Consider the following 20,971-nt stretch of genomic DNA (forward strand, 5'->3'; position numbering starts at 1 on the left):
TATCGTGAAGGCTGAGCTGTGATGGGGAAGCTCCTTATGGAGCGAAGTCTTTGATTCCCCGCTGCCAAGAAAAGCTTCTAGCGAGATAAAAGGTGCCTGTACCGCAAACCGACACAGGTAGGCGAGGAGAGAATCCTAAGGTGTGCGAGAGAACTCTGGTTAAGGAACTCGGCAAAATGACCCCGTAACTTCGGGAGAAGGGGTGCTTTCTTAACGGAAAGCCGCAGTGAATAGGCCCAAGCGACTGTTTAGCAAAAACACAGCTCTCTGCGAAGCCGTAAGGCGAAGTATAGGGGGTGACACCTGCCCGGTGCTGGAAGGTTAAGGAGAGGGGTTAGCGTAAGCGAAGCTCTGAACTGAAGCCCCAGTAAACGGCGGCCGTAACTATAACGGTCCTAAGGTAGCGAAATTCCTTGTCGGGTAAGTTCCGACCCGCACGAAAGGTGTAACGATTTGGGCACTGTCTCAACCAGAGACTCGGTGAAATTATAGTACCTGTGAAGATGCAGGTTACCCGCGACAGGACGGAAAGACCCCGTGGAGCTTTACTGTAGCCTGATATTGAATTTTGGTACAGTTTGTACAGGATAGGCGGGAGCCATTGAAACCGGAGCGCTAGCTTCGGTGGAGGCGCTGGTGGGATACCGCCCTGACTGTATTGAAATTCTAACCTACGGGTCTTATCGACCCGGGAGACAGTGTCAGGTGGGCAGTTTGACTGGGGCGGTCGCCTCCTAAAGTGTAACGGAGGCGCCCAAAGGTTCCCTCAGAATGGTTGGAAATCATTCGTAGAGTGCAAAGGCATAAGGGAGCTTGACTGCGAGACCTACAAGTCGAGCAGGGACGAAAGTCGGGCTTAGTGATCCGGTGGTTCCGCATGGAAGGGCCATCGCTCAACGGATAAAAGCTACCCCGGGGATAACAGGCTTATCTCCCCCAAGAGTCCACATCGACGGGGAGGTTTGGCACCTCGATGTCGGCTCATCGCATCCTGGGGCTGTAGTCGGTCCCAAGGGTTGGGCTGTTCGCCCATTAAAGCGGTACGCGAGCTGGGTTCAGAACGTCGTGAGACAGTTCGGTCCCTATCCGTCGTGGGCGTAGGAAATTTGAGAGGAGCTGTCCTTAGTACGAGAGGACCGGGATGGACGCACCGCTGGTGTACCAGTTGTTCTGCCAAGGGCATAGCTGGGTAGCTATGTGCGGAAGGGATAAGTGCTGAAAGCATCTAAGCATGAAGCCCCCCTCAAGATGAGATTTCCCATAGCGTAAGCTAGTAAGATCCCTGAAAGATGATCAGGTTGATAGGTTCGAGGTGGAAGCATGGTGACATGTGGAGCTGACGAATACTAATAGATCGAGGACTTAACCATATAATATGTAGCAAATGTTATCTAGTTTTGAAAGAATATAAAAAACTTATTGACTTTCGAGGTCAAATGAGTTAAAATGATTCTTGTCTTAAATGAATATAGTCTGGTAATGATGGCAGAGAGGTCACACCCGTTCCCATACCGAACACGGAAGTTAAGCTCTCTAGCGCCGATGGTAGTTGGGACCTTGTCCCTGTGAGAGTAGGACGTTGCCAGGCAAAATGGAGGATTAGCTCAGCTGGGAGAGCACCTGCCTTACAAGCAGGGGGTCGGCGGTTCGATCCCGTCATCCTCCACCATATATGTCGGAGGGGTAGCGAAGTGGCTAAACGCGGCGGACTGTAAATCCGCTCCTTCGGGTTCGGCAGTTCGAATCTGCCCCCCTCCACCATTCTTAATTAATGGGCTATAGCCAAGCGGTAAGGCAACGGACTTTGACTCCGTCATGCGCTGGTTCGAATCCAGCTAGCCCAGCCATTAAGAGCCATTAGCTCAGTTGGTAGAGCATCTGACTTTTAATCAGAGGGTCGAAGGTTCGAGTCCTTCATGGCTCACCATTTTAATGAAATATGCGGGTGTGGCGGAATTGGCAGACGCACTAGACTTAGGATCTAGCGCCTTTGGCGTGGGGGTTCGACTCCCTTCACCCGCACTTTTAATAAAATAACTCATACATGTCTTGCGGAAGTAGTTCAGTGGTAGAATACAACCTTGCCAAGGTTGGGGTCGCGGGTTCGAATCCCGTCTTCCGCTCCAATTTTCAATATGACATGCCGGGGTGGCGGAACAGGCAGACGCACAGGACTTAAAATCCTGCGGTGGGTGACCACCGTGCGGGTTCGACCCCCGCCCTCGGCACCATATGCGCCCGTAGCTCAATTGGATAGAGCGTTTGACTACGGATCAAGAGGTTAGGGGTTCGACTCCTCTCGGGCGCGCTTTTATTAACGGGAAGTGGCTCAGCTTGGTAGAGCACCTGGTTTGGGACCAGGGGGTCGCAGGTTCAAATCCTGTCTTCCCGATATTCCCAAAAAACATGGGGCCTTAGCTCAGCTGGGAGAGCGCCTGCCTTGCACGCAGGAGGTCAGCGGTTCGATCCCGCTAGGCTCCACTTTATTTAATATATGTCTCGGAGGTATACCCAAGTTCGGCTGAAGGGATCGGTCTTGAAAACCGACAGGCGGTGAGAATCGCGCGGGGGTTCGAATCCCTCTACCTCCTCCATTTTTTCTTTAATGGTTTAGACATATAATAATAAAATATTTATTTTTTTCCTTCATGGAGGTATACCCAAGTTCGGCTGAAGGGATCGGTCTTGAAAACCGACAGGCGGCGAGAGTCGCGCGGGGGTTCGAATCCCTCTACCTCCTCCATTTTTTAAAACTTTATATTGTCGCGGGGTGGAGCAGCACGGTAGCTCGTCGGGCTCATAACCCGAAGGTCGCAGGTTCAAATCCTGTCCCCGCAACCAAATGGTCCCGTGGTGTAGTGGTTAACATGCCTGCCTGTCACGCAGGAGATCGCCGGTTCGACCCCGGTCGGGACCGCCATTTATGTTGGCTCGGTAGCTCAGTCGGTAGAGCAGAGGACTGAAAATCCTCGTGTCGGCGGTTCGATTCCGTCCCGAGCCACCATTTTTTTATGCCGGCTTAGCTCAATTGGTAGAGCAACTGACTTGTAATCAGTAGGTTGGGGGTTCAAGTCCTCTAGCCGGCATCATTTAGGGGCATAGTTTAAAGGTAGAACTGAGGTCTCCAAAACCTCCAGTGTGGGTTCGATTCCTACTGCCCCTGTAAAGTATATGGGCCTATAGCTCAGCTGGTTAGAGCGCACGCCTGATAAGCGTGAGGTCGATGGTTCGAGTCCATTTAGGCCCACCATATATTATTCCGCAGTAGCTCAGTGGTAGAGCTATCGGCTGTTAACCGATCGGTCGTAGGTTCGAGTCCTACCTGCGGAGCCATGGCCCGTTGGTCAAGTGGTTAAGACACCGCCCTTTCACGGCGGTAACACGGGTTCGAATCCCGTACGGGTCATACAAAAAGAGTCAGCATTATGCTGGCTCTTTTTTATTTTGTTAATCCTTTTTATTACGTTACTTTCCAGAAATAAATAAAGGAATTTTGGAAAAGCTATGGTATGTATAAAAAGGAGGAAATCATAATGACACGAGTGAGAGACTTAATGAGTACCCATATTGTACATTGTACACCGCTAGACAATGTATATGAGGCAGCTGTAAAAATGAAGGAAGAATCGGTTGGATTAATTCCTGTTGTTGAAAATGAGCAAGTTGTTGGGCTTGTTACTGATCGTGATTTAGTCGTTCGAGGGATTGCTGAAAAACATCCTGGATCTAATAAGATTACAAATGTAATGACAACAAATATTATCTCAGTTTCTCCAAATGATTCTATTGAAAAAGCTACAGAGCTAATGGCACAGCATCAAATTAGACGATTACCAGTAGTTGATAGTGGTCAACTTATTGGCATGTTAGCACTAGGAGATTTAGCTATAAGGGAATCAGCAGATGATCAAGCTGGATTTGCCTTGAGCGAAATCTCAGAGCGTACAGAGTAAATTGAAACTTTCATTAACCGAGAGTTTAATGGTCACTCATAAAGAGCTAAATTATATATAAATTTCAGATACATTATTCTAGTATATATGGATTAAACTAATATGTTAGCGTGATGTATCTGAGACATTATATAATAAGTATGTGGTTAATAATTTCGACATTTTTTTAAAATTTGTTATTCTTAATTTTTAATAAGAGAAAAGATGATATACTGATAGATATAAGTATTATGAGAGATTTTGAATATAACAATATTAATTTTTAGTGGTGCGATAATAAATTAATATTTCCTACATAGATGAAAAGGGAAGGGGAATTATATGAAGGCTGTACAGGGCGATCCAAATTGGAATTTGGTTACAGATACATATATAGAACCAAATAATTTCGCTGAATTATTTTCTTTGCTTGTACCTTGTCACCCAAAAGGTGAGGGGAAAGAACGAACTATATTAGTATGGAAAGAGAAAGAATTTTATAAAGAAGAAAATTTAGCGGCATTTATCGTATATGGCATGAATAAAGCAAAGAAATTACCGCAGTTTCATAAAGATGAAATTCCAACTTTAGTGCGTATTCTTCGCTTATGCCAAGAGATTGGTTGGTATGAAGAGGCAAATGATTTTATGATAGCGCAAGGATTAGCTGAGTTTGTTCATACTTCATTGGAATATGAAACATGGGATCTTTTGACGCAATCAGTTGCTTTAAATTATTTAATTATTAAATATCGTATAGGTGAATTGACAGATAGGGATATTGAAATTTGGGATAGAGTTAAATTTAATGAGAAGTGTATAACCGATTGTAAACATTTATTATCTCATAAAGAAGTATTGGAATTTACATTCTTTTATATGTGCAAGAGAGCGAAATCATTATCAAAAGAGCAATTAAATAGTGATATGATGAGTTTAGCAATGTATTGTAATACTTTTGTATATGATTTGTATACACATGATTTATTACGGAAATATCGTAAGTGTACAGATTTCCTATCATATTATGGACCTAGTCAGGCAGTTTTAGCATGTCAAAGAGCTGTATTATCTCAAATTTCCGATCGCTTAGACCCATTAAAGACAACGCATGTAGATGATTATTTATATGTGATGAAAGAAATGATGGAGCATATGACGATAGGAGTAATGGATCGATATGGTCATTTTATTGGAAAGCTACTATCTTATGTGCCATTTTTCGAAATGATACAAGTTCCACAGCATGCATATTATTGTGAAGAATTACTGTATATTTGTAAGGGCATTGAATATAAAGAAGAAACACTACGCAATTATATATTTATACAATTACATGATTGTTTACCATCATTCTTTAGGCTATTTCTTAAAAATAAGCGTTACGCAACGATTCATGATATTCTTTTCTATTGGTGCGATGACGAACAACGAATGAGCTTAGAGAAAAAATATAATTTGAGCTTTATTTATGAAAAATATGCTTGTGGATAAACAATATTTTCGATATGAAAAATTAATATAAATTAAAAAGGATCTCCAGTTTATGTGAGATCCTTTTTGTTAGTAAAACAAGGAGAAAGTGATTAAGACAAGAAACAACATTCCATATAGGAGAAGTTGTGCAGTATAACTTCCTTGTATACCAAAAAAAGTATTGGCTTTCTTATACAAATTCAATATGTATTTTATTGGAGTATCTTTGAAAGATTGGTACACAGTGTCTCCTCTTTCTAAGCTTCTTGTTTTTGTTTTTGGTTATAAGGGACATTAATATATCTAGCTACAAATAATAAAACAGCCATAAAGAATACTGGAAATACAGTAGATAAATAAAAGCCATTACTAATTATATTTGTTATGAGAGCACTCAAAAGAAAAATAGCATTATAAATATGGGCAATTTTTTGTTTTAGTTGCACTTGAAATGATTCCATCATAATTTCTAATGCAACAAAAGCAATAATAATAGATAAAAATACAATATTTGTATTGTAAATGATTAAACAACAGATTAAACCTAAAAAGGCTACGTATTCAATTATAAGAGGTATATTGCGTGGCATACAATTTACCTAACTAAATATGGCAGTGGATTTACTGCATTTGTTTTTTCAAAATTCCATTCTCCATTATGTAATTCAAAATGAAGATGTTGCCCGTATGAATGACCTGTGTTTCCCATATGACCTATTAATTGTCCAGTTTGTACTTGATCACCAGCTTGTACAGTGCGATCCTTCATATGAGCATAAACAGTTGTATATAATTTCCCATTGATTTGATGCGCAATGAAAACAACATTGCCATAGCTAGCTGAATAATAAGATTTCACAACTTTACCTGCAGCAGCAGCTTGGATAGAGACGTTTCCTGGAGCGGCAATATCTATACCATAATGCATTTGTTCCCAGCGTATATCAAAGGTTGAGCTAATTCTTCCTTGAGCGGGGAATTTGAAAGCAGCTGGAATTGATGAAGGCTGATCTGTTTTAGCTTGTGGTTGATTTTGTACTACATAGTGTTTTGCTACATATCCGTATCCTGTGCCAAAACGAATTTTATACCAAGTACCTACAGTTTCTACTACTTGTACTTGTGTACCGTTTTGTAATGAACCGAGTAGAGCGCTACTTGTACTAGCGGTGCTACGTACATTTAGATTAGGTGTTGCAACAGTATATTTTGTATTATTTTGAACGGTGATTCCTTTTACTAAGGGTTGTGAACCATTAGATATGAATGCTTTTTGTACGTAACCTGTTTGGCCATTATGTGATATTTTATACCATTCGCCTTGATCTTCTTGAACGGTAATAAACTTACCATTTGGTAATACATCTAAAATGGAAGATTCTAAATTAGGTTCAGAGCGAACGTTTAATGCATTAGCATTAACGATGTATTGATCATTAGATTGAAGTTTGTTTTTTAGTAAAATAGCATCTTTTTGTACATAACCTACTTTATTATGAACAGATACTTTATACCAACCATTAGTTGTTTCAAGGATGTTCACTTTTGTATTAAAGCGAATTGTATCAATTGATGTGCTTTTTACGTTATCTTCTGTATGTAATGCTACTTGATCGACTTTGACATACCCAGTTTTAATATTAGATAATTGTTCAGCGTTTGCTTTTTGTACATTTGTTTCACCCATAGAAGGAAGTAAAGAAGCAATCGCTACAGTAGTTGCTGTTAAAGCAGTAGCTTTCATATTCATGGAATAGAGACCTCCTCTAGTTGTATAGTTGTAATTTTATTATAGTATAAAGATATAATATAGTGGGGGTATTCACATAAATGTAATATGAAATCAATATAAAAATAAATTTTTTGAAGATAATGATTCCTTTTTATACAATTAATCAGGGTTTTATTTTCTAAAATAGAATGTATGTATTGTATAATTTTGATATTATGTTGATAATTAAGAAAATTAAAAAAGTTGATGATGTCTTATTAGGGTGTTATACTGACAGTGATAATTTTATAGTTTGCTAGGAGAGCTGGTGTTGCCAGCTGAGAGTAGGCCGTAAGCCTTTGATCCTTTTTATTACCTGATCTAGATTATGCTAGCGTAGGGAAGCAATTCGGACACTAACAATGAGTCCCCGTTTCTTTGCGTATAGAAACGGGGCTTTTTTATTTGAAAATTTCATATTGAAACCACTAGGGGTGCTTGACTTGCTGAGAGAGGAATAATCCTTAACCCTTACAACACCTGATCTAGGTAATACTAGCGAAGGGAAGTGGAACATCGAATAAATGTATAACTTTATTTGCTGTAACCACTTCTTATATATAGAAGTGGTTTTTTATTTAGATACATATATTGAAAGGGGATAGAGAAATGAAATTTTGCAATAGATTATTAGAAACTGTGCAACCGGTATGGGAGATGAGTCATAATCATCCGTTTGTAGTGGGTATGGGAGATGGCACGTTAGAAAAAGATAAATTCCAGTATTATATTATTCAAGATTATTTATATCTGCTAGATTATGCAAAGTTATATGCGATTGGTGTTGTAAAAGCAACGAATCCACAAGTAATGGGAAAGTTCGCTGAACAAATTGATGGAATATTAAATGGCGAAATGACAATCCATAAACAATATGCAAAAAGACTTGGAATTTCTATAGAGGAGATAGAGTCTGCGAAACCATCTGCTAAAAATTTAGCTTATACAAATTACATGATGTCTGTATCTCAAAATGGCACACTTGCGGAATTAATAGCAGCGCTTCTTCCATGTATGTGGAGCTATTGGGAAATTGGGAAGCGTTTAAATGATATTCCTGGAGCAAGAGATCATGAGTTTTTTGGTGAGTGGATTCAAGGATATAGTTCGGAAGAATACGGTAATCTTTGTATTTGGTTAATAGATTTATTAAATGAAATGGCAGTTGGAAAGTCTGAGAAAGAACTAGAAAGATTAGAGGAGATTTTCTTAAATTCCAGTCGATTTGAATATTTATTCTGGGATATGTCCTATCGTAAGGAGATGTGGGGATTTGAGGAGCAAGAACATACTACAGTTTCATAATGTTTCTTTTCATTACGATGAGAAACCAATCACCCATGAATTAAATGCTTCTATACATGAGAAAGAGTTTGTCAGTATTATCGGACCGAGTGGATGTGGGAAAAGTACTTTATTTCGCCTTATTACAGGTCTAGAAAAGGTAAGTACTGGACAGATAGAACTGACAGAAACAAAGCACCATCCTGTAGGATATATGCCGCAAAAAGATATGCTTTTGCCGTGGAGAACAATTATTGAGAATGCTGCCCTGCCGCTAGAGTGCCAAGGTGTACAGAAGAAAGAAGCAGAAGTAAAGGCAAAGGAACTGTTACATAAATTTGGTTTGCAAGGGTATGAGAAAAAATATCCGAAAGATTTATCTGGTGGTATGAGACAACGTGTATCTTTTATTCGAACTTTATTAACAGGCGGGGAGATATTGCTGTTAGATGAACCATTTAGTGCGTTGGATGCTTTAACGAAGACCTCTTTGCAAGAATGGTTGTTTGAACAATGGCAAGAGTGGGAAAAAACAATTTTATTCATTACTCATGATGTTGAAGAAGCGTTATTTCTTTCAAACCGAGTTTTAGTAGTGGAACAGCAGCCGATAACGACTTTGACTGAACGGACTGTACCGCTTGATCATAACAGAACACGAAAAGATTTATATAAACCGGAAGTATTAGCGCTGAAAGATGAGCTTCTTAGTATGTTACAAAGGCAGGTACTTGTGTGATGAACCGATTGAAAGAATTAGTTCCTGCTATTACACTTTCTAGTATTTTACTAGCTGTGTGGGAAATAGGAGCAAGAATTGTAGATGAGATGTACATTTTACCGTCACCTTCTGCGATTTTAATGAAGATATGGAAACTAAAAGACATATTATTTACAGTTCATTTACCTGCAACGTTATACGTCGTTTTAATAGGTGTTGTTATCTCTATCGTATTAGGTGTAGGGCTAGCGATGTTAATGAATGCGAGTACATGGATGGAGAGAGCATTTTATCCATTATTAGTTGCTTCACAAACGATTCCGATTACTGCGCTTGCTCCGCTATTTGTTTTATGGTTTGGATATACAATTTGGAGTAAGGTTGTTGTCACAGTTTTAATTACGTTTTTCCCAATTGCGGTCAATACGTATGATGGACTGCGTAGTACGAAAAAAGAATGGGAGGAGCTCTTAGTTACATATGGAGCAACAAAAAGAGATATTTTTCTTAAATTAAAGTTGCCGTCTGCTCTTCCTTATTTTTTCTCAGCTTTAAAAATTGCAGTTCCGCTTAGTGTTATCGGAGCAGCAATTGGAGAATGGCTCGGTGCACAAGCTGGGCTTGGATATTTCAGTAAGAGAATGATGACGCAGTTAGATGGAGCTGGCGTATTTGCACCTATTGTATTGTTATCATTATTAGCTATTTTCTTCGTCGTAATTATTTCCATATTAGAAAAGAAATTCATTAGTTGGAGGAAGCATTCATGAAATTTTTAAAGCGCATCTTTGTGTTTACATTATTAATTGCAATAATTGCAGGATGTTCGAGTAATTCAGCATCAGACAAAAGTAAAAAAGAGAAAGAAATAACAGTCATGTTAGATTGGTATCCAAATGCGGTACATAGCTTTATCTATGCAGCAATTGAAAAAGGATACTTTAAAGAAGAAGGTGTAAAGGTAAATATTAAATTCCCTTCTAATCCGACTGATCCATTAACGCTGGCAGCAGCAGGGAAGGTGACAGTGGGCTTGTATTATCAGCCAGATGTTGTTATGGCGAGAGCGAATGAGCAAATTCCAGTGAAATCAATTGGGGCTGTCGTACGTTCACCATTAAATCATGTTGTATCACTGAAATCAGCGGGCATTCAATCACCGAAAGATTTAGAAGGAAAAACAGTAGGATACTCTGGAACACCATTAAGTGAGATGTATTTAAAAACGATGGTAAAAGAAGCTGGTGGTAATCCTGATACAGTGAAAGTAGTAGATGTTGGCTTTGATTTAGTACCAGCATTAATTACGAAGAAAGTAGATGCGGTAACAGGGGCATACATTAACCATGAAGTACCTGTTATGCGTCATGAAGGCCATGAACCAGCGTACTTTAATCCAGCTGATTACGGAGTACCAAACTATCATGAGCTTGTGTTTGTAACAGGTGATAAAACGTTGAAAAAAGATAAAGAGGCGTTGCAAGCTTTCTTACGTGGTACGAAAAAAGGCTATGATTTCATGAAGAAAAACCCAGATGAAGCATTGAATATTTTATTAAATCATCAAGAAAAAGAAAACTTCCCACTTGTGCCAGAAGTTGAAAAGGAAAGTATGAAAATTTTATTAGAGAAGATGGAAACGAAAGATGAGCCATTCTTATCAGATTCAAAAGAATCTTGGGAGAAACAAAATAAGTGGCTGAAGGACAAAGGAATGACGAAAGAAACCGTCCCAGCCGATGAATTATTCGAAAATATTTTAAAGTAGGCGAATGAATATGAAAAATGAGCTCCACGTAATCTCAAATGGCCATATGCCATTCGAAGAGTTAGTGAATGTAGCGATGCAAATTGAGAGTGAGATTGATTATTTGCATATTCGTGAGCGTGAGAAGAGTACGAAGGAATTATATGAAGGTGTGGAAAGTCTATTAATGGAGGGCTTTCCGGCTTCTAAAATTGTCATAAACGATCGAATTGATATTGCAATTTTATTAAATATTCCTCGTGTTCAACTAGGATATCGAAGTACAGATGTAAAGTCAGTGAAAGAAAAGTTTTCGTATTTGCATGTCGGTTATTCTGTGCATTCGCTAGATGAAGCAATAGTAGCTTTTAAAAATGGAGCGGATTCACTCGTTTATGGCCATGTATTTCCGACAGATTGTAAAAAAGGTGTGCCAGCGAGAGGGCTTGAAGAAATTTCAGACATTGCAAGGTGTTTATCTATACCGATTACAGCAATTGGAGGAATTACCCCAGAAAACACAGTGGATGTTCTTACTAACGGTGTAAGCGGTATAGCAGTTATGTCTGGAATTGTAAGTAGTAGTAACCCGTATAGCAAAGCGAAATCTTATAAGGAATCAATAAGAAAGTGGGCGGAAAAACATGTGTGAGAAGTATGATGTAGCGATTATTGGTGGTGGTGTAATTGGTAGTTCAATTGCACATTTTCTAGCAGAAAGAGGACATAAAGTAGCGATTGTGGAGAAGCAAAGTATTGCATCGGAAGCTTCAAAAGCAGCTGCTGGTTTACTTGGTGTTCAGGCAGAATGGGATGCGTATGATCCGCTATTTGAACTTGCTAGAGAAAGCCGAGCTATATTTCCACAACTTGCAGCAGTTTTACGTGAAAAGACGGGTGTTGATATTGGATATGAAGAAAAAGGAATTTATCGTATTGCTCAAAATGAAGATGAGAAGGAAAGAATTCTTCACATTATGGATTGGCAGCAGAAAACAGGTGAAGATTCTTATTTTCTAACGGGAGACCATGTGCGGGAAAAAGAGCCATATCTATCCGAATCTATTATAGGAGCAGTATATTATCCGAAAGACGGTCATGTTATTGCACCAGAGCTTACGAAAGCATTCGCACATTCTGCAGCGATTTCCGGTGCTGATATATATGAACAGACAGAAGTATTTGATATCCGTATTGAAAATAATAAAGTGACTGGAGTTATTACAAGTGAAGGTATTGTCACATGTGAGAAAGTCGTTATTGCAGGAGGTTCATGGAGCACGAAGTTACTCAGTTATTTTCACCGCGATTGGGGTACATATCCAGTTAAAGGAGAAGTGGTTGCGGTAAGAAGTAGAAAACAACTTTTAAAAGCACCTATTTTTCAAGAAAGATTTTACATTACTCCAAAGCGCGGTGGACGTTACGTAATTGGGGCAACAATGAAGCCACATACGTTCAATAAAACTGTGCAGCCAGAAAGTATAACTTCTATATTAGAGCGTGCTTATACAATATTGCCAGCTTTAAAAGAAGCAGAATGGGAAAGCACGTGGGCAGGATTAAGACCACAATCGAATCATGAAGCTCCTTATATGGGAGAGCATGAAGAAATAAAAGGTTTATATGCTTGCACGGGCCATTATCGAAACGGTATTTTATTAAGTCCTATTTCTGGCCAATATATGGCTGATTTAATAGAAGGAAAGCAAGAGAATCATTTGCTAGATTCATTGCTTTCTAGAAGAGTTTAGAAAGGGGATGGAAGTTTGAATTTAAAAATTAATGGTAACCAAATTGAAGTGCCAGCGAGTGTAAAAACAGTAGCTGAGCTACTTACACATTTAGAGCTAGATAACAGAATTGTTGTAGTAGAGCGTAATAAAGATATTTTACAAAAAGATGATCATACAGATACATCTGTTTTTGATGGAGACCAAATTGAGATTGTAACTTTCGTAGGAGGCGGTTGATTATGTTAAACATTGGACCATTTTCATTTCATTCTAGACTTTTATTAGGAACAGGTAAATTCCCTGATTTTGACGTACAGCAAAAGGCAATTGACGTTTCTGAAGCTGAAATTTTAACGTTTGCAGTACGTCGTATGGATATCTTTGATGCAAAGCAACCTAATTTATTAGAGAAACTTGATGTGAAAAAATATACGTTATTACCAAATACAGCAGGAGCAAAAAACGCTGAAGAGGCTGTTCGTATTGCAAAATTAGCAAAAGCTTCTGGGCTTTGTGACATGATAAAGGTAGAAGTTATTGGTGATGATAGAACGTTATTACCTGATCCGGTAGAAACATTAAAGGCATCTGAAATGTTACTGGAAGAAGGATTTATCGTACTTCCGTATACATCTGATGATGTTGTATTAGCACGTAAATTACAAGAGCTTGGCGTGCATGCGATTATGCCAGGAGCATCTCCAATCGGATCAGGACTTGGTATTGTAAATCCATTAAATTTGAGCTTCATTATTGAACAAGCGACAGTACCAGTTATCGTTGATGCCGGTATTGGTAGCCCAGCTGATGCGGCATTTGCAATGGAATTAGGAGCAGATGGCGTGTTATTAAATACAGCTGTATCAGGAGCAAAAGATCCTATTAAAATGGCACAAGCAATGAAATTAAGTATTGAAGCAGGCCGTTTAGGATTTGAAGCAGGTCGCATTGCACGTAAGCGTTGTGCAACTGCAAGTAGTCCTTTAGAAGGAATGAGCGTAGTTGAATAATCGATATTCTCGCCAAGAACTATTTTCTCCAATTGGAGAAGAAGGACAGCAAAAGATAAGAGAAAAGCATGTGCTTATTATCGGTGCAGGTGCATTAGGTAGTGCAAATGCAGAGATGTTTGTAAGAGCAGGTGTTGGCAAGATAACAATTGTTGACCGTGATTATGTAGATTGGAGTAATTTACAAAGACAACAATTGTATGCAGAGAGCGACGTAAAGAATAATCTTCCAAAAGCTATAGCGGCTAAAAAACGTTTAGAAGAGATTAATAGTGATGTAACAATAGAAGCTCTCGTTCAAGATGTAACAGCTGAAGAGCTAGAAGAACTTGTTATAAATGTTGATGTAATTATTGATGCGACTGATAATTTCGAAACGCGCTTTATTGTAAATGATATATCACAAAAATATTCTATTCCATGGATTTACGGTGCATGTGTAGGTAGTTACGGTCTTTCTTACACAATCCTTCCTAGTAAAACACCATGTTTATCATGTTTATTACAGTCGATTCCGCTTGGCGGGGCAACATGTGATACAGCGGGTATTATATCACCTGCTGTATCTCTTGTCGTTTCTCATCAAGTAACAGAAGCTCTTAAACTGTTAGTAGAAGATTACGAATCACTTCGAGATGGGCTTGTATCGTTTGATATGTGGAAGAATGAGTATTCATGTATGAATGTGCAAAAACTTCGCCAGCATAATTGTCCTTCATGCGGAGAGAATGCATTATATCCGTATTTAAATAAAGAAAACACATCAAAAACAGCAGTTTTATGCGGGCGAAATACAGTTCAAATTAGACCACCTCATAAAGATGAAATGAATTTTGAACAATATAAAGAGTTGTTGGAAGGTCGTGTAAATGATTTAAATATAAATCCATATTTACTATCATTTTCTGTTGAAGACAAGAGGTTAGTAGCCTTTAAAGATGGCCGTGTGCTCGTACATGGAACGAAAGATATAAGCGAAGCAAAAACGATTTATCATCGCTATTTTGGATAGAAAAGGATGAGTGGGATGAAAGTGAATAAAGCTTTAACAATTGCAGGGTCTGATAGCGGCGGCGGTGCTGGAATTCAGGCAGATTTAAAAACATTCCAAGAGCTTGGTGTATACGGAATGACGGCTATTACGGCAATTACTGCTCAAAACACGCTTGGCGTTCAAGGGGTATATCCTGTTCCATTAGAAGGTATTACAGAACAGCTGAATTCAATTGGTACGGATGTAACACCAGATGCAGTGAAACTAGGAATGTTATTTAGTAGTGAAATAATTCAAATTGTTGCAGAACAAATTAAAAAGTTTGGCTGGAATAATATTGTGCTAGATCCCGTTATGATTGCAAAAGGCGGTGCATCATTATTACAGCAAGAAGCAGTTCAAGCATTAAAAGAATATTTATTACCAGTAGCAACTGTTATAACACCGAATGTCCCAGAAGCAGAAGTGTTAACTGGGATGGAGATTCATAATGTTGAAGATAGTAAGGAAGCTGCAAAAATATTGCATGAATTAGGTGCTAAATATGTGCTTATGAAGGGCGGACATGCAGAATATCAAGGGAATGAAGTAATTGATTTCCTCTTTGATGGAGAAAAATTTATTGAGTTTAGAAGCGAGCGAATTCCTTCAAAGCAAACGCATGGAAGTGGGTGTACATTTGCTTCAGCGGTTACAGCAGGACTTGCGAAAGGATACTCAATTGAAGATGCTGTTCAAGAAGCAAAACGATTTATTAGTATAGCAATTGAAGAGCCATTGAATATTGGTAGTGGTCATGGACCGACGAATCATTTTGCGTATAAAGTGAATAGAACGCGTGTATAGATAAGTGAAAAGCCAGTTTTATAACTGGCTTTTTTTCTGTTTACTTTTTCAAAATACAGGAGTAATATATCAGCCAGAATACATTTTTTTGTAAACGCTGAGTCCAATTATATGGAGCGGAGGAACCAATTTGTGCAGTGTCACTAGGGGTGAATCTTTCAAGTTTGAAAGTAGGGCTACTCTCAAAGTCCGAATCCGACAGCTAACTTCGTAAGCGTCTTGAGAGAGGACGGTGCCATGATGGATACATCACTTCATCGATCTGATTAGTATAGGGGAATATCAATCTATGTTTGATTTCTTTTATACTAAGGAGGATGAGGTACATGGAACTAACACTTATTTGTGTTGGAGAAGAAAGTAAGGTAAATAGTTTAAGAGATTTAGTATCATTTCAACATGAGTTAATTATTTTTACAGCAAATGAAGAGATAGCGGCTGAAGTTAGGAATTGTGGGTTTGATTGGACTTATAGCTGCAGTAAGGAGCAGGACTTTACTAGTATTTGTGAGTGTATTAAGAAGGTGATTTTACTAGGGGATGAGCTTCCAATCGTTAGTTTTTTCACAGAACACATTCGCTTTTCTTTTCAAGCACCTATTACTGTTGTTACAAGGAATAAACGATATCCAGCGAGGCTCTATGAAACAATTGGAGCTAAGTTTGTCGTGTTTACAAATTGTGATAATATTTCTTTTTTATTTTTTGAATAGGGCGGGGGAAGAAATGATGAAGGTACTATTACTTGGAGATATAGCAAATCGTTGGGCAGTATCGGTAGAGCGAGTTCAAGAATTGGTTCAGATCGATCCCCTTTTTCCAGGGCCGTATATTATATTACCATCAAAAGATGCTTTGTATTTAGAGGTAGATATTACCGAGTATGAGCAGCTACATGCAGAATTGACACAAGTTTATATTCGCGGGAGAAATTTACGTGCATTTTTACGAGGAGAATAAAGGTTGAATAAAAAAGAGCGAATGCTGAGTGCAACAAGCTATGCACTTCATGTCATTCGCTCTTTTTATTTCATATTTAAAAGGTCATTTTTAAGAAAAGAGAAGAGAAATAAAGAAAATAGATGAAATAATAGTAATAATCTTCAATGTAAGCGTTTAAATGAATGTAAATATTATTATTTTCAGTAATTTACTCCTTTACAAGTGAAATATAGAGGAGTATATTTACTCTCATAAATCATTCATAAAATTTCCAAAAAAACCTAAAATCGCTGAGTTCCAGAAATGGAGCGGGGGAACCAATTTTGTGCATCGTCACTTGGGGTGAATCTTTCAGTTTTGAAAGTAGGGCTACTCTTTAGGCCCGAATCCGACAGCTAACCTCGTAAGCGTTTAGAGAGGAGGTTTACTTTTTGTTGTTCATTTTTTGAACACTGAGTAGAGCTCAGTGTTCTTTTTTAATATTTAAATGGTAAATTTTAACAAAAATCAAAGCGAGGGATAGCTATGTTAGATGTTGTAATGGTCGGGATTTTTATTTTATTAGTTGCATCAATGGCAAGTCTTGCAAGTTGGTCAGATAAAGTTGTGAAAGAAGGAAAGCAATCATGATGATTGTCTTATCGGTTATTGTCGCAGCAATTACAGTGTATTTAGTGTATGCATTATTAAATCCAGAGAAGTTTTAATTAGGGGGAATCATTCATTATGATTTGGGTTGCAGTCATTATTACAATGCTCTTGTTTATTTTAGTAGCAAAGCCAACGGGGGTTTATTTAGAAAAAGCTTTTCAAGGTAGCAAAACGCTAGATAAAGTATTTGGGCCTTTTGAAAAACTTATTTTTAAAATTACGGGTGTAAAAGAATACAATCAAACGTGGAAACAGTACGCATTATCATTAGTTTTACTCAACGGATTTATGATTGTTGTTGTATATTTCATTTTCAGATTACAAGGTGTGCTGCCGTTAAATCCAGCGCATATTGAAGGGATGGAGCCTACGCTCGCTTTTAATACAGCGATTAGTTTTATGGCTGATACAAATTTACAGCATTATAGCGGTGAAAATGGTTTATCCTATTTATCACAATTAATCGGGATTACATTTTTAATGTTTGCGGCACCAGCAACGACATTAGCGCTCGTTATGGCTTTTATAAGAGGACTTGCTGGAAAAGAACTTGGTAACTTTTTCGTTGATTTTACGAGAGCGTTAACGAGAGTGTTTCTTCCTATTGCATTTATTGCGGCACTAGTTTTTGTCGCACTTGGCGTACCGCAAACGTTAGATGGGGCGGTTACAGCACAAACGATTGATGGGGCAAAGCAAAGTATATTACGTGGACCTGTTGCATCATTCGTTTCCATAAAGGAACTTGGAAATAACGGCGGTGGATTTTTCGGAGCGAACTCTACGCATCCTTTTGAAAATCCAGGACAAATGAGTAATATTTTGCAAATGATGCTTATGATGTTATTACCAACAGCACTTCCATTTACGTACGGACGAATGGTAGGAAATAAAAAACAAGGTCGCATCCTTTTCGTATCACTTTTTATGGTGTTTTTACTAGGATTTATAACGATTACGACATCTGAACTAAATGGGAATCCGGCATTAAATGGAATGGGTATCGAACATGTACAAGGAAGTACAGAAGGGAAAGAAGTACGATTTGGAACAGTATTTTCTTCACTATACGCAACGGTAACGACAGCTGCTGAAACAGGCGCTGTTAATACGATGCATGATACGTTAACACCAATTGGCGGTTTAGTTCCGCTTGTAAATATGATGTTAAATACTGTGTATGGCGGCGTTGGAGCAGGTTTTGTAAACATTATTATGTATGCAATTATCGCGGTGTTTATATCTGGGTTAATGGTTGGACGGACACCAGAGTTTTTAGGTAAAAAGATTGAAGGTAAGGAAATGAAATTAATCGCGGTCACGATTTTATTTCATCCATTGCTCATTTTAGGATTTTCGGCATTAGCTCTTTCAACAAATTTAGGGACGGATGCTATTTCTCATTCCGGTTTCCACGGTTTGACGCAAGTGGTATATGAATATACATCGTCAGCTGCGAATAACGGATCTGGATTTGAAGGATTAGGAGATAATACACCGTTTTGGAATATTACGACTGGTTTAGTTATGTTTTTAGGACGTTACTTCAGTTTAATTACGATGCTAGCTGTGGCAGCTTCATTGAAAGAAAAAACGGTAGTGCCAGAAACAGTCGGAACGTTCCGTACAGATAATAGTTTATTTGGTGGCATCTTCATCGGAACAATTGTAATTGTCGGTGCATTAACATTCTTCCCAATGTTAGTACTCGGTCCAATTGCAGAATTTCTTACATTGAAGTAATGGAGGGTAAATGATGAGACCGGTAGTAGTAAAAGAAAAACAATTAAATGAGTCCCAAATACATGCTGTAGAAGATGAAGTTAGACAAGCGAAAACGATGGATCGTGATATCGTAACACATGCGATGAAGCAATCCGTTGCGAAATTGAATCCGAAGGTCATGATAAAGAATCCGATTATGTTCGTTGTGGAAATTGGATTTATCATTACGTTCATTTTATCTTTTCTTCCAAGCAGTTCTAGTAGTATACCAGGATGGTTTAATATAACAGTTTCTCTCATTCTATTATTTACAGTTTTATTTGCGAATTTTGCAGAAGCATTAGCAGAAGGTCGTGGTAAAGCGCAAGCCGATTCTTTAAAGCAGTCGAAGAAAGATGTGTTTGCAAATGTAGTAAAAGAAAATGGAGACATTGTCCAAGTTTCAGCAACTGATCTTAGAAAAGGTGACGTTGTTATCGTAAAACAAGGAGAAATGATTCCAAGTGATGGCGAAGTAATCAAAGGATTAGCATCTGTAGATGAATCTGCAATTACAGGTGAATCAGCTCCTGTTATAAAAGAAGCAGGCGGTGATTTTTGTTCCGTAACAGGTGGAACGATGGTCGTAAGTGATGAAATTACAATTGTCATTACGAGTAATCCTGGTGAATCATTTATCGATAAAATGATTTCTTTAGTAGAAGGAGCTGCTCGTCAAAAAACGCCGAATGAGATTGCTTTAAATACAGTATTAACGAGCTTAACTCTTATTTTCTTGATCGTCGTTGTGACGTTGCCGATTTTTACAAATTATTTAGGTTTTCAAATTGATACTGCTGTACTTGTAGCGTTGTTAGTATGTTTAATTCCAACGACAATTGGTGGTTTGCTATCAGCGATTGGTATTGCTGGGATGGACCGGGTAACAAAATTTAACGTGTTAGCGATGTCAGGGAAAGCAGTAGAAGCTGCTGGCGATATTAATACAATTATTTTAGATAAAACAGGTACAATTACTTTTGGGAACCGAATGGCTCATACATTATTACCTGTAGGAAATGAAACGATTGAGCAAGTTGGAAAGTGGGCCGCTATTAGTTCTGTTTTAGATGAAACACCAGAAGGTCGATCTGTTATCGAGTATGTGCAGGGAAAATCTATATCATATAATAGAGAACTTGCAGAACAAGGTGAGTTTGTTCCGTTTAAAGCAGAAACGAGAATGAGTGGTGTTGATTTACAAGACGGAACGAAAGTGAGAAAAGGTGCTGTAGGTGCCGTTATTGAATGGGTTGAGTCACAAGGCGGAACAATTCCGAAAGATGTAAATCAAAAAGCAGACTTAATTTCAAAAGAGGGCGGAACACCACTTGTAGTTGCAGTAGATAATCGTATTTATGGCTTAATTTATTTAAAGGATACAGTAAAACCGGGTATGCGTGATCGTTTTGAACAGTTGCGCCAAATGGGGATTAAAACGGTTATGTGTACAGGTGATAATCCGTTAACAGCAGCAACGATTGCAAAAGAAGCTGGAGTAGATGAATTCGTTGCCGAGTGTAAACCGGAAGATAAAATTGCTGTTATTAAAGCAGAGCAAGATAAAGGGAAACTTGTAGCGATGACAGGTGATGGTACAAATGATGCTCCAGCATTAGCACAGGCGGACGTTGGATTAGCGATGAACAGTGGTACGACAGCAGCGAAAGAAGCGGCGAACATGATTGATCTAGACTCAAATCCAACGAAAATTATTGAGGTTGTAGGAATCGGTAAGCAATTGTTAATGACGCGAGGTGCTTTAACGACGTTTAGTATTGCGAATGATATAGCGAAATATTTTGCAATCATTCCAGCAATGTTTACACTTGCGATTCCGCAAATGGAAGCATTAAACATTATGAAACTAACATCACCACTGTCAGCAATTTTATCAGCATTAATATTTAACGCTGTTATTATTCCATTACTCATTCCGTTAGCGATGAAAGGTATTGCATATAAACCGATGAGTTCTAATGCATTGCTTAGCCGAAACTTACTTATTTATGGGCTTGGCGGAATTATCGTTCCGTTCATTGGAATTAAGGTAATTGATATGATTGTCGGCTTGTTTATATAAGGAAGAGGGGAAAA

21 protein-coding genes, 20 tRNA genes, 2 rRNA genes and 4 riboswitches (1 of these 47 cut by a window edge) are annotated in these 20,971 nt (G+C 38.5%); of the genes, 41 read left to right on the top strand and 2 right to left on the bottom strand.

The window, feature by feature from the left end:
• The 24 genes from DN399_RS03685 to DN399_RS03800 form a co-directional block, all read left to right on the top strand.
• A 23S ribosomal RNA gene (locus DN399_RS03685) occupies positions 1 to 1,370 on the top strand (it extends 1,552 nt beyond the left edge of the window).
• Positions 1,371 to 1,472: 102 nt separating this feature from the next.
• Positions 1,473 to 1,588 (top strand): 5S ribosomal RNA (rrf, locus tag DN399_RS03690).
• Between the two features lie 5 nt (positions 1,589 to 1,593).
• A tRNA-Val gene (locus DN399_RS03695) sits at positions 1,594 to 1,669 on the top strand.
• 8 nt (positions 1,670 to 1,677) lie between these two features.
• Positions 1,678 to 1,761, top strand: a tRNA-Tyr gene (locus DN399_RS03700).
• Between the two features lie 11 nt (positions 1,762 to 1,772).
• Positions 1,773 to 1,847: transfer RNA gene (locus tag DN399_RS03705), tRNA-Gln, on the top strand.
• Positions 1,848 to 1,851: 4 nt separating this feature from the next.
• Positions 1,852 to 1,927: transfer RNA gene (locus DN399_RS03710), tRNA-Lys, on the top strand.
• A 14-nt stretch (positions 1,928 to 1,941) separates the two neighbouring features.
• Positions 1,942 to 2,022: transfer RNA gene (locus DN399_RS03715), tRNA-Leu, on the top strand.
• Between the two features lie 29 nt (positions 2,023 to 2,051).
• A tRNA-Gly gene (locus DN399_RS03720) sits at positions 2,052 to 2,126 on the top strand.
• Positions 2,127 to 2,142: 16 nt separating this feature from the next.
• A tRNA-Leu gene (locus DN399_RS03725) sits at positions 2,143 to 2,231 on the top strand.
• A gap of 3 nt (positions 2,232 to 2,234) precedes the next feature.
• Positions 2,235 to 2,308, top strand: a tRNA-Arg gene (locus DN399_RS03730).
• 10 nt (positions 2,309 to 2,318) lie between these two features.
• Positions 2,319 to 2,392: transfer RNA gene (locus tag DN399_RS03735), tRNA-Pro, on the top strand.
• Positions 2,393 to 2,408: 16 nt separating this feature from the next.
• Positions 2,409 to 2,481, top strand: a tRNA-Ala gene (locus tag DN399_RS03740).
• Between the two features lie 20 nt (positions 2,482 to 2,501).
• Positions 2,502 to 2,594, top strand: a tRNA-Ser gene (locus tag DN399_RS03745).
• 56 nt (positions 2,595 to 2,650) lie between these two features.
• A tRNA-Ser gene (locus DN399_RS03750) sits at positions 2,651 to 2,743 on the top strand.
• A 21-nt stretch (positions 2,744 to 2,764) separates the two neighbouring features.
• Positions 2,765 to 2,841, top strand: a tRNA-Met gene (locus DN399_RS03755).
• 3 nt (positions 2,842 to 2,844) lie between these two features.
• A tRNA-Asp gene (locus tag DN399_RS03760) sits at positions 2,845 to 2,920 on the top strand.
• Between the two features lie 8 nt (positions 2,921 to 2,928).
• Positions 2,929 to 3,004: transfer RNA gene (locus tag DN399_RS03765), tRNA-Phe, on the top strand.
• A gap of 9 nt (positions 3,005 to 3,013) precedes the next feature.
• Positions 3,014 to 3,086, top strand: a tRNA-Thr gene (locus tag DN399_RS03770).
• Positions 3,087 to 3,092: 6 nt separating this feature from the next.
• Positions 3,093 to 3,163 (top strand) — tRNA-Trp (locus DN399_RS03775).
• A 10-nt stretch (positions 3,164 to 3,173) separates the two neighbouring features.
• A tRNA-Ile gene (locus DN399_RS03780) sits at positions 3,174 to 3,250 on the top strand.
• Between the two features lie 8 nt (positions 3,251 to 3,258).
• Positions 3,259 to 3,333 (top strand) — tRNA-Asn (locus tag DN399_RS03785).
• A 1-nt stretch (position 3,334) separates the two neighbouring features.
• Positions 3,335 to 3,406, top strand: a tRNA-Glu gene (locus DN399_RS03790).
• A gap of 127 nt (positions 3,407 to 3,533) precedes the next feature.
• Positions 3,534 to 3,953: a CBS domain-containing protein gene (locus DN399_RS03795; protein ID WP_000199011.1), complete on the top strand. Its 420-nt coding sequence runs from the start codon at positions 3,534 to 3,536 to the stop codon at positions 3,951 to 3,953.
• A 321-nt stretch (positions 3,954 to 4,274) separates the two neighbouring features.
• Entirely contained in the window at positions 4,275 to 5,426 is a 1,152-nt protein-coding gene (locus DN399_RS03800) for a DUF3965 domain-containing protein (protein WP_000648912.1), read from the top strand.
• Between the two features lie 239 nt (positions 5,427 to 5,665).
• Here DN399_RS03800 and DN399_RS03805 read toward each other — a convergent pair whose 3' ends face one another.
• The gene (locus tag DN399_RS03805) at positions 5,666 to 5,998 is read right to left on the bottom strand and encodes a hypothetical protein (protein ID WP_001137823.1); all 333 of its coding nucleotides are present in this window, start codon (positions 5,996 to 5,998) and stop codon (positions 5,666 to 5,668) included.
• A 5-nt stretch (positions 5,999 to 6,003) separates the two neighbouring features.
• Complete coding sequence (locus DN399_RS03810) at positions 6,004 to 7,158, bottom strand: SH3 domain-containing protein (RefSeq protein WP_001056037.1); 1,155 nt, start codon at positions 7,156 to 7,158, stop codon at positions 6,004 to 6,006.
• 269 nt (positions 7,159 to 7,427) lie between these two features.
• Positions 7,428 to 7,539: riboswitch (TPP riboswitch) on the top strand.
• A 60-nt stretch (positions 7,540 to 7,599) separates the two neighbouring features.
• Positions 7,600 to 7,703: riboswitch (TPP riboswitch) on the top strand.
• Between the two features lie 85 nt (positions 7,704 to 7,788).
• Here DN399_RS03810 and tenA point away from each other — a divergent pair.
• The 17 genes from tenA (at position 7,789) to kdpB (ending at position 20,957) form a co-directional block, all read left to right on the top strand.
• Positions 7,789 to 8,484 carry a thiaminase II gene (tenA, locus tag DN399_RS03815; RefSeq protein ID WP_044306892.1) on the top strand — a complete coding sequence of 232 codons (696 nt, stop codon included), beginning with the start codon at positions 7,789 to 7,791 and terminating at the stop codon, positions 8,482 to 8,484.
• Entirely contained in the window at positions 8,453 to 9,202 is a 750-nt protein-coding gene (locus tag DN399_RS03820) for an ABC transporter ATP-binding protein (RefSeq protein ID WP_001256824.1), read from the top strand. Before tenA ends, DN399_RS03820 begins: the two co-directional genes overlap by 32 nt.
• The gene (locus DN399_RS03825; protein ID WP_001080853.1) at positions 9,202 to 9,954 is read left to right on the top strand and encodes an ABC transporter permease; all 753 of its coding nucleotides are present in this window, start codon (positions 9,202 to 9,204) and stop codon (positions 9,952 to 9,954) included. The genes DN399_RS03820 and DN399_RS03825 overlap by 1 nt, the downstream gene beginning before the upstream one ends.
• A complete protein-coding gene (locus DN399_RS03830) occupies positions 9,951 to 10,952 on the top strand; it encodes an ABC transporter substrate-binding protein (RefSeq protein WP_000670416.1) in 1,002 nt (333 codons plus the stop codon). Before DN399_RS03825 ends, DN399_RS03830 begins: the two co-directional genes overlap by 4 nt.
• Positions 10,953 to 10,962: 10 nt before the next feature.
• The gene (gene tenI, locus DN399_RS03835) at positions 10,963 to 11,583 is read left to right on the top strand and encodes a thiazole tautomerase TenI (RefSeq protein ID WP_000787170.1); all 621 of its coding nucleotides are present in this window, start codon (positions 10,963 to 10,965) and stop codon (positions 11,581 to 11,583) included.
• Positions 11,576 to 12,685: a glycine oxidase ThiO gene (gene thiO / locus DN399_RS03840; RefSeq protein WP_000333287.1), complete on the top strand. Its 1,110-nt coding sequence runs from the start codon at positions 11,576 to 11,578 to the stop codon at positions 12,683 to 12,685. Before tenI ends, thiO begins: the two co-directional genes overlap by 8 nt.
• Positions 12,686 to 12,700: 15 nt before the next feature.
• On the top strand, positions 12,701 to 12,904 hold the full coding sequence (thiS, locus tag DN399_RS03845) for a sulfur carrier protein ThiS (RefSeq protein ID WP_001049502.1): 204 nt from the start codon (positions 12,701 to 12,703) through the stop codon (positions 12,902 to 12,904).
• A 2-nt stretch (positions 12,905 to 12,906) separates the two neighbouring features.
• Complete coding sequence (gene thiG, locus DN399_RS03850; protein WP_000931981.1) at positions 12,907 to 13,677, top strand: thiazole synthase; 771 nt, start codon at positions 12,907 to 12,909, stop codon at positions 13,675 to 13,677.
• Complete coding sequence (gene thiF, locus DN399_RS03855; RefSeq protein WP_001065417.1) at positions 13,670 to 14,689, top strand: thiazole biosynthesis adenylyltransferase ThiF; 1,020 nt, start codon at positions 13,670 to 13,672, stop codon at positions 14,687 to 14,689. The genes thiG and thiF overlap by 8 nt, the downstream gene beginning before the upstream one ends.
• Positions 14,690 to 14,704: 15 nt before the next feature.
• Entirely contained in the window at positions 14,705 to 15,517 is an 813-nt protein-coding gene (thiD, locus tag DN399_RS03860; RefSeq protein WP_000867387.1) for a bifunctional hydroxymethylpyrimidine kinase/phosphomethylpyrimidine kinase, read from the top strand.
• Positions 15,518 to 15,602: 85 nt separating this feature from the next.
• Positions 15,603 to 15,750: riboswitch (cyclic di-AMP (ydaO/yuaA leader) on the top strand.
• Positions 15,751 to 15,843: 93 nt separating this feature from the next.
• Positions 15,844 to 16,230, top strand: a complete 387-nt coding sequence (locus tag DN399_RS03865; RefSeq protein ID WP_000424090.1) for a hypothetical protein — start codon at positions 15,844 to 15,846, stop codon at positions 16,228 to 16,230.
• Positions 16,231 to 16,243: 13 nt separating this feature from the next.
• The gene (locus DN399_RS03870) at positions 16,244 to 16,477 is read left to right on the top strand and encodes a hypothetical protein (protein ID WP_001985933.1); all 234 of its coding nucleotides are present in this window, start codon (positions 16,244 to 16,246) and stop codon (positions 16,475 to 16,477) included.
• Positions 16,478 to 16,480: 3 nt separating this feature from the next.
• Positions 16,481 to 16,603: a hypothetical protein gene (locus DN399_RS28295; RefSeq protein WP_001034421.1), complete on the top strand. Its 123-nt coding sequence runs from the start codon at positions 16,481 to 16,483 to the stop codon at positions 16,601 to 16,603.
• 134 nt (positions 16,604 to 16,737) lie between these two features.
• A riboswitch (cyclic di-AMP (ydaO/yuaA leader) is annotated at positions 16,738 to 16,883 on the top strand.
• Positions 16,884 to 16,984: 101 nt separating this feature from the next.
• A complete protein-coding gene (locus DN399_RS03875) occupies positions 16,985 to 17,089 on the top strand; it encodes a SipW-dependent-type signal peptide-containing protein (RefSeq protein ID WP_000887894.1) in 105 nt (34 codons plus the stop codon).
• Positions 17,089 to 17,166, top strand: coding sequence for a K(+)-transporting ATPase subunit F (kdpF, locus tag DN399_RS03880; protein WP_223153441.1), 78 nt, complete (start codon positions 17,089 to 17,091; stop codon positions 17,164 to 17,166). Before DN399_RS03875 ends, kdpF begins: the two co-directional genes overlap by 1 nt.
• 19 nt (positions 17,167 to 17,185) lie before the next feature.
• Complete coding sequence (gene kdpA / locus DN399_RS03885; protein WP_006914749.1) at positions 17,186 to 18,853, top strand: potassium-transporting ATPase subunit KdpA; 1,668 nt, start codon at positions 17,186 to 17,188, stop codon at positions 18,851 to 18,853.
• A gap of 13 nt (positions 18,854 to 18,866) precedes the next feature.
• A complete protein-coding gene (gene kdpB, locus DN399_RS03890; protein ID WP_016121921.1) occupies positions 18,867 to 20,957 on the top strand; it encodes a potassium-transporting ATPase subunit KdpB in 2,091 nt (696 codons plus the stop codon).
• Positions 20,958 to 20,971 lie beyond the last annotated feature (14 nt).

Origin of the sequence: Bacillus sp. AR4-2, assembly GCF_008274865.1 — a bacterium.
In the GTDB taxonomy this organism is placed as follows: Bacteria; Bacillota; Bacilli; order Bacillales; family Bacillaceae_G; genus Bacillus_A; species Bacillus_A cereus.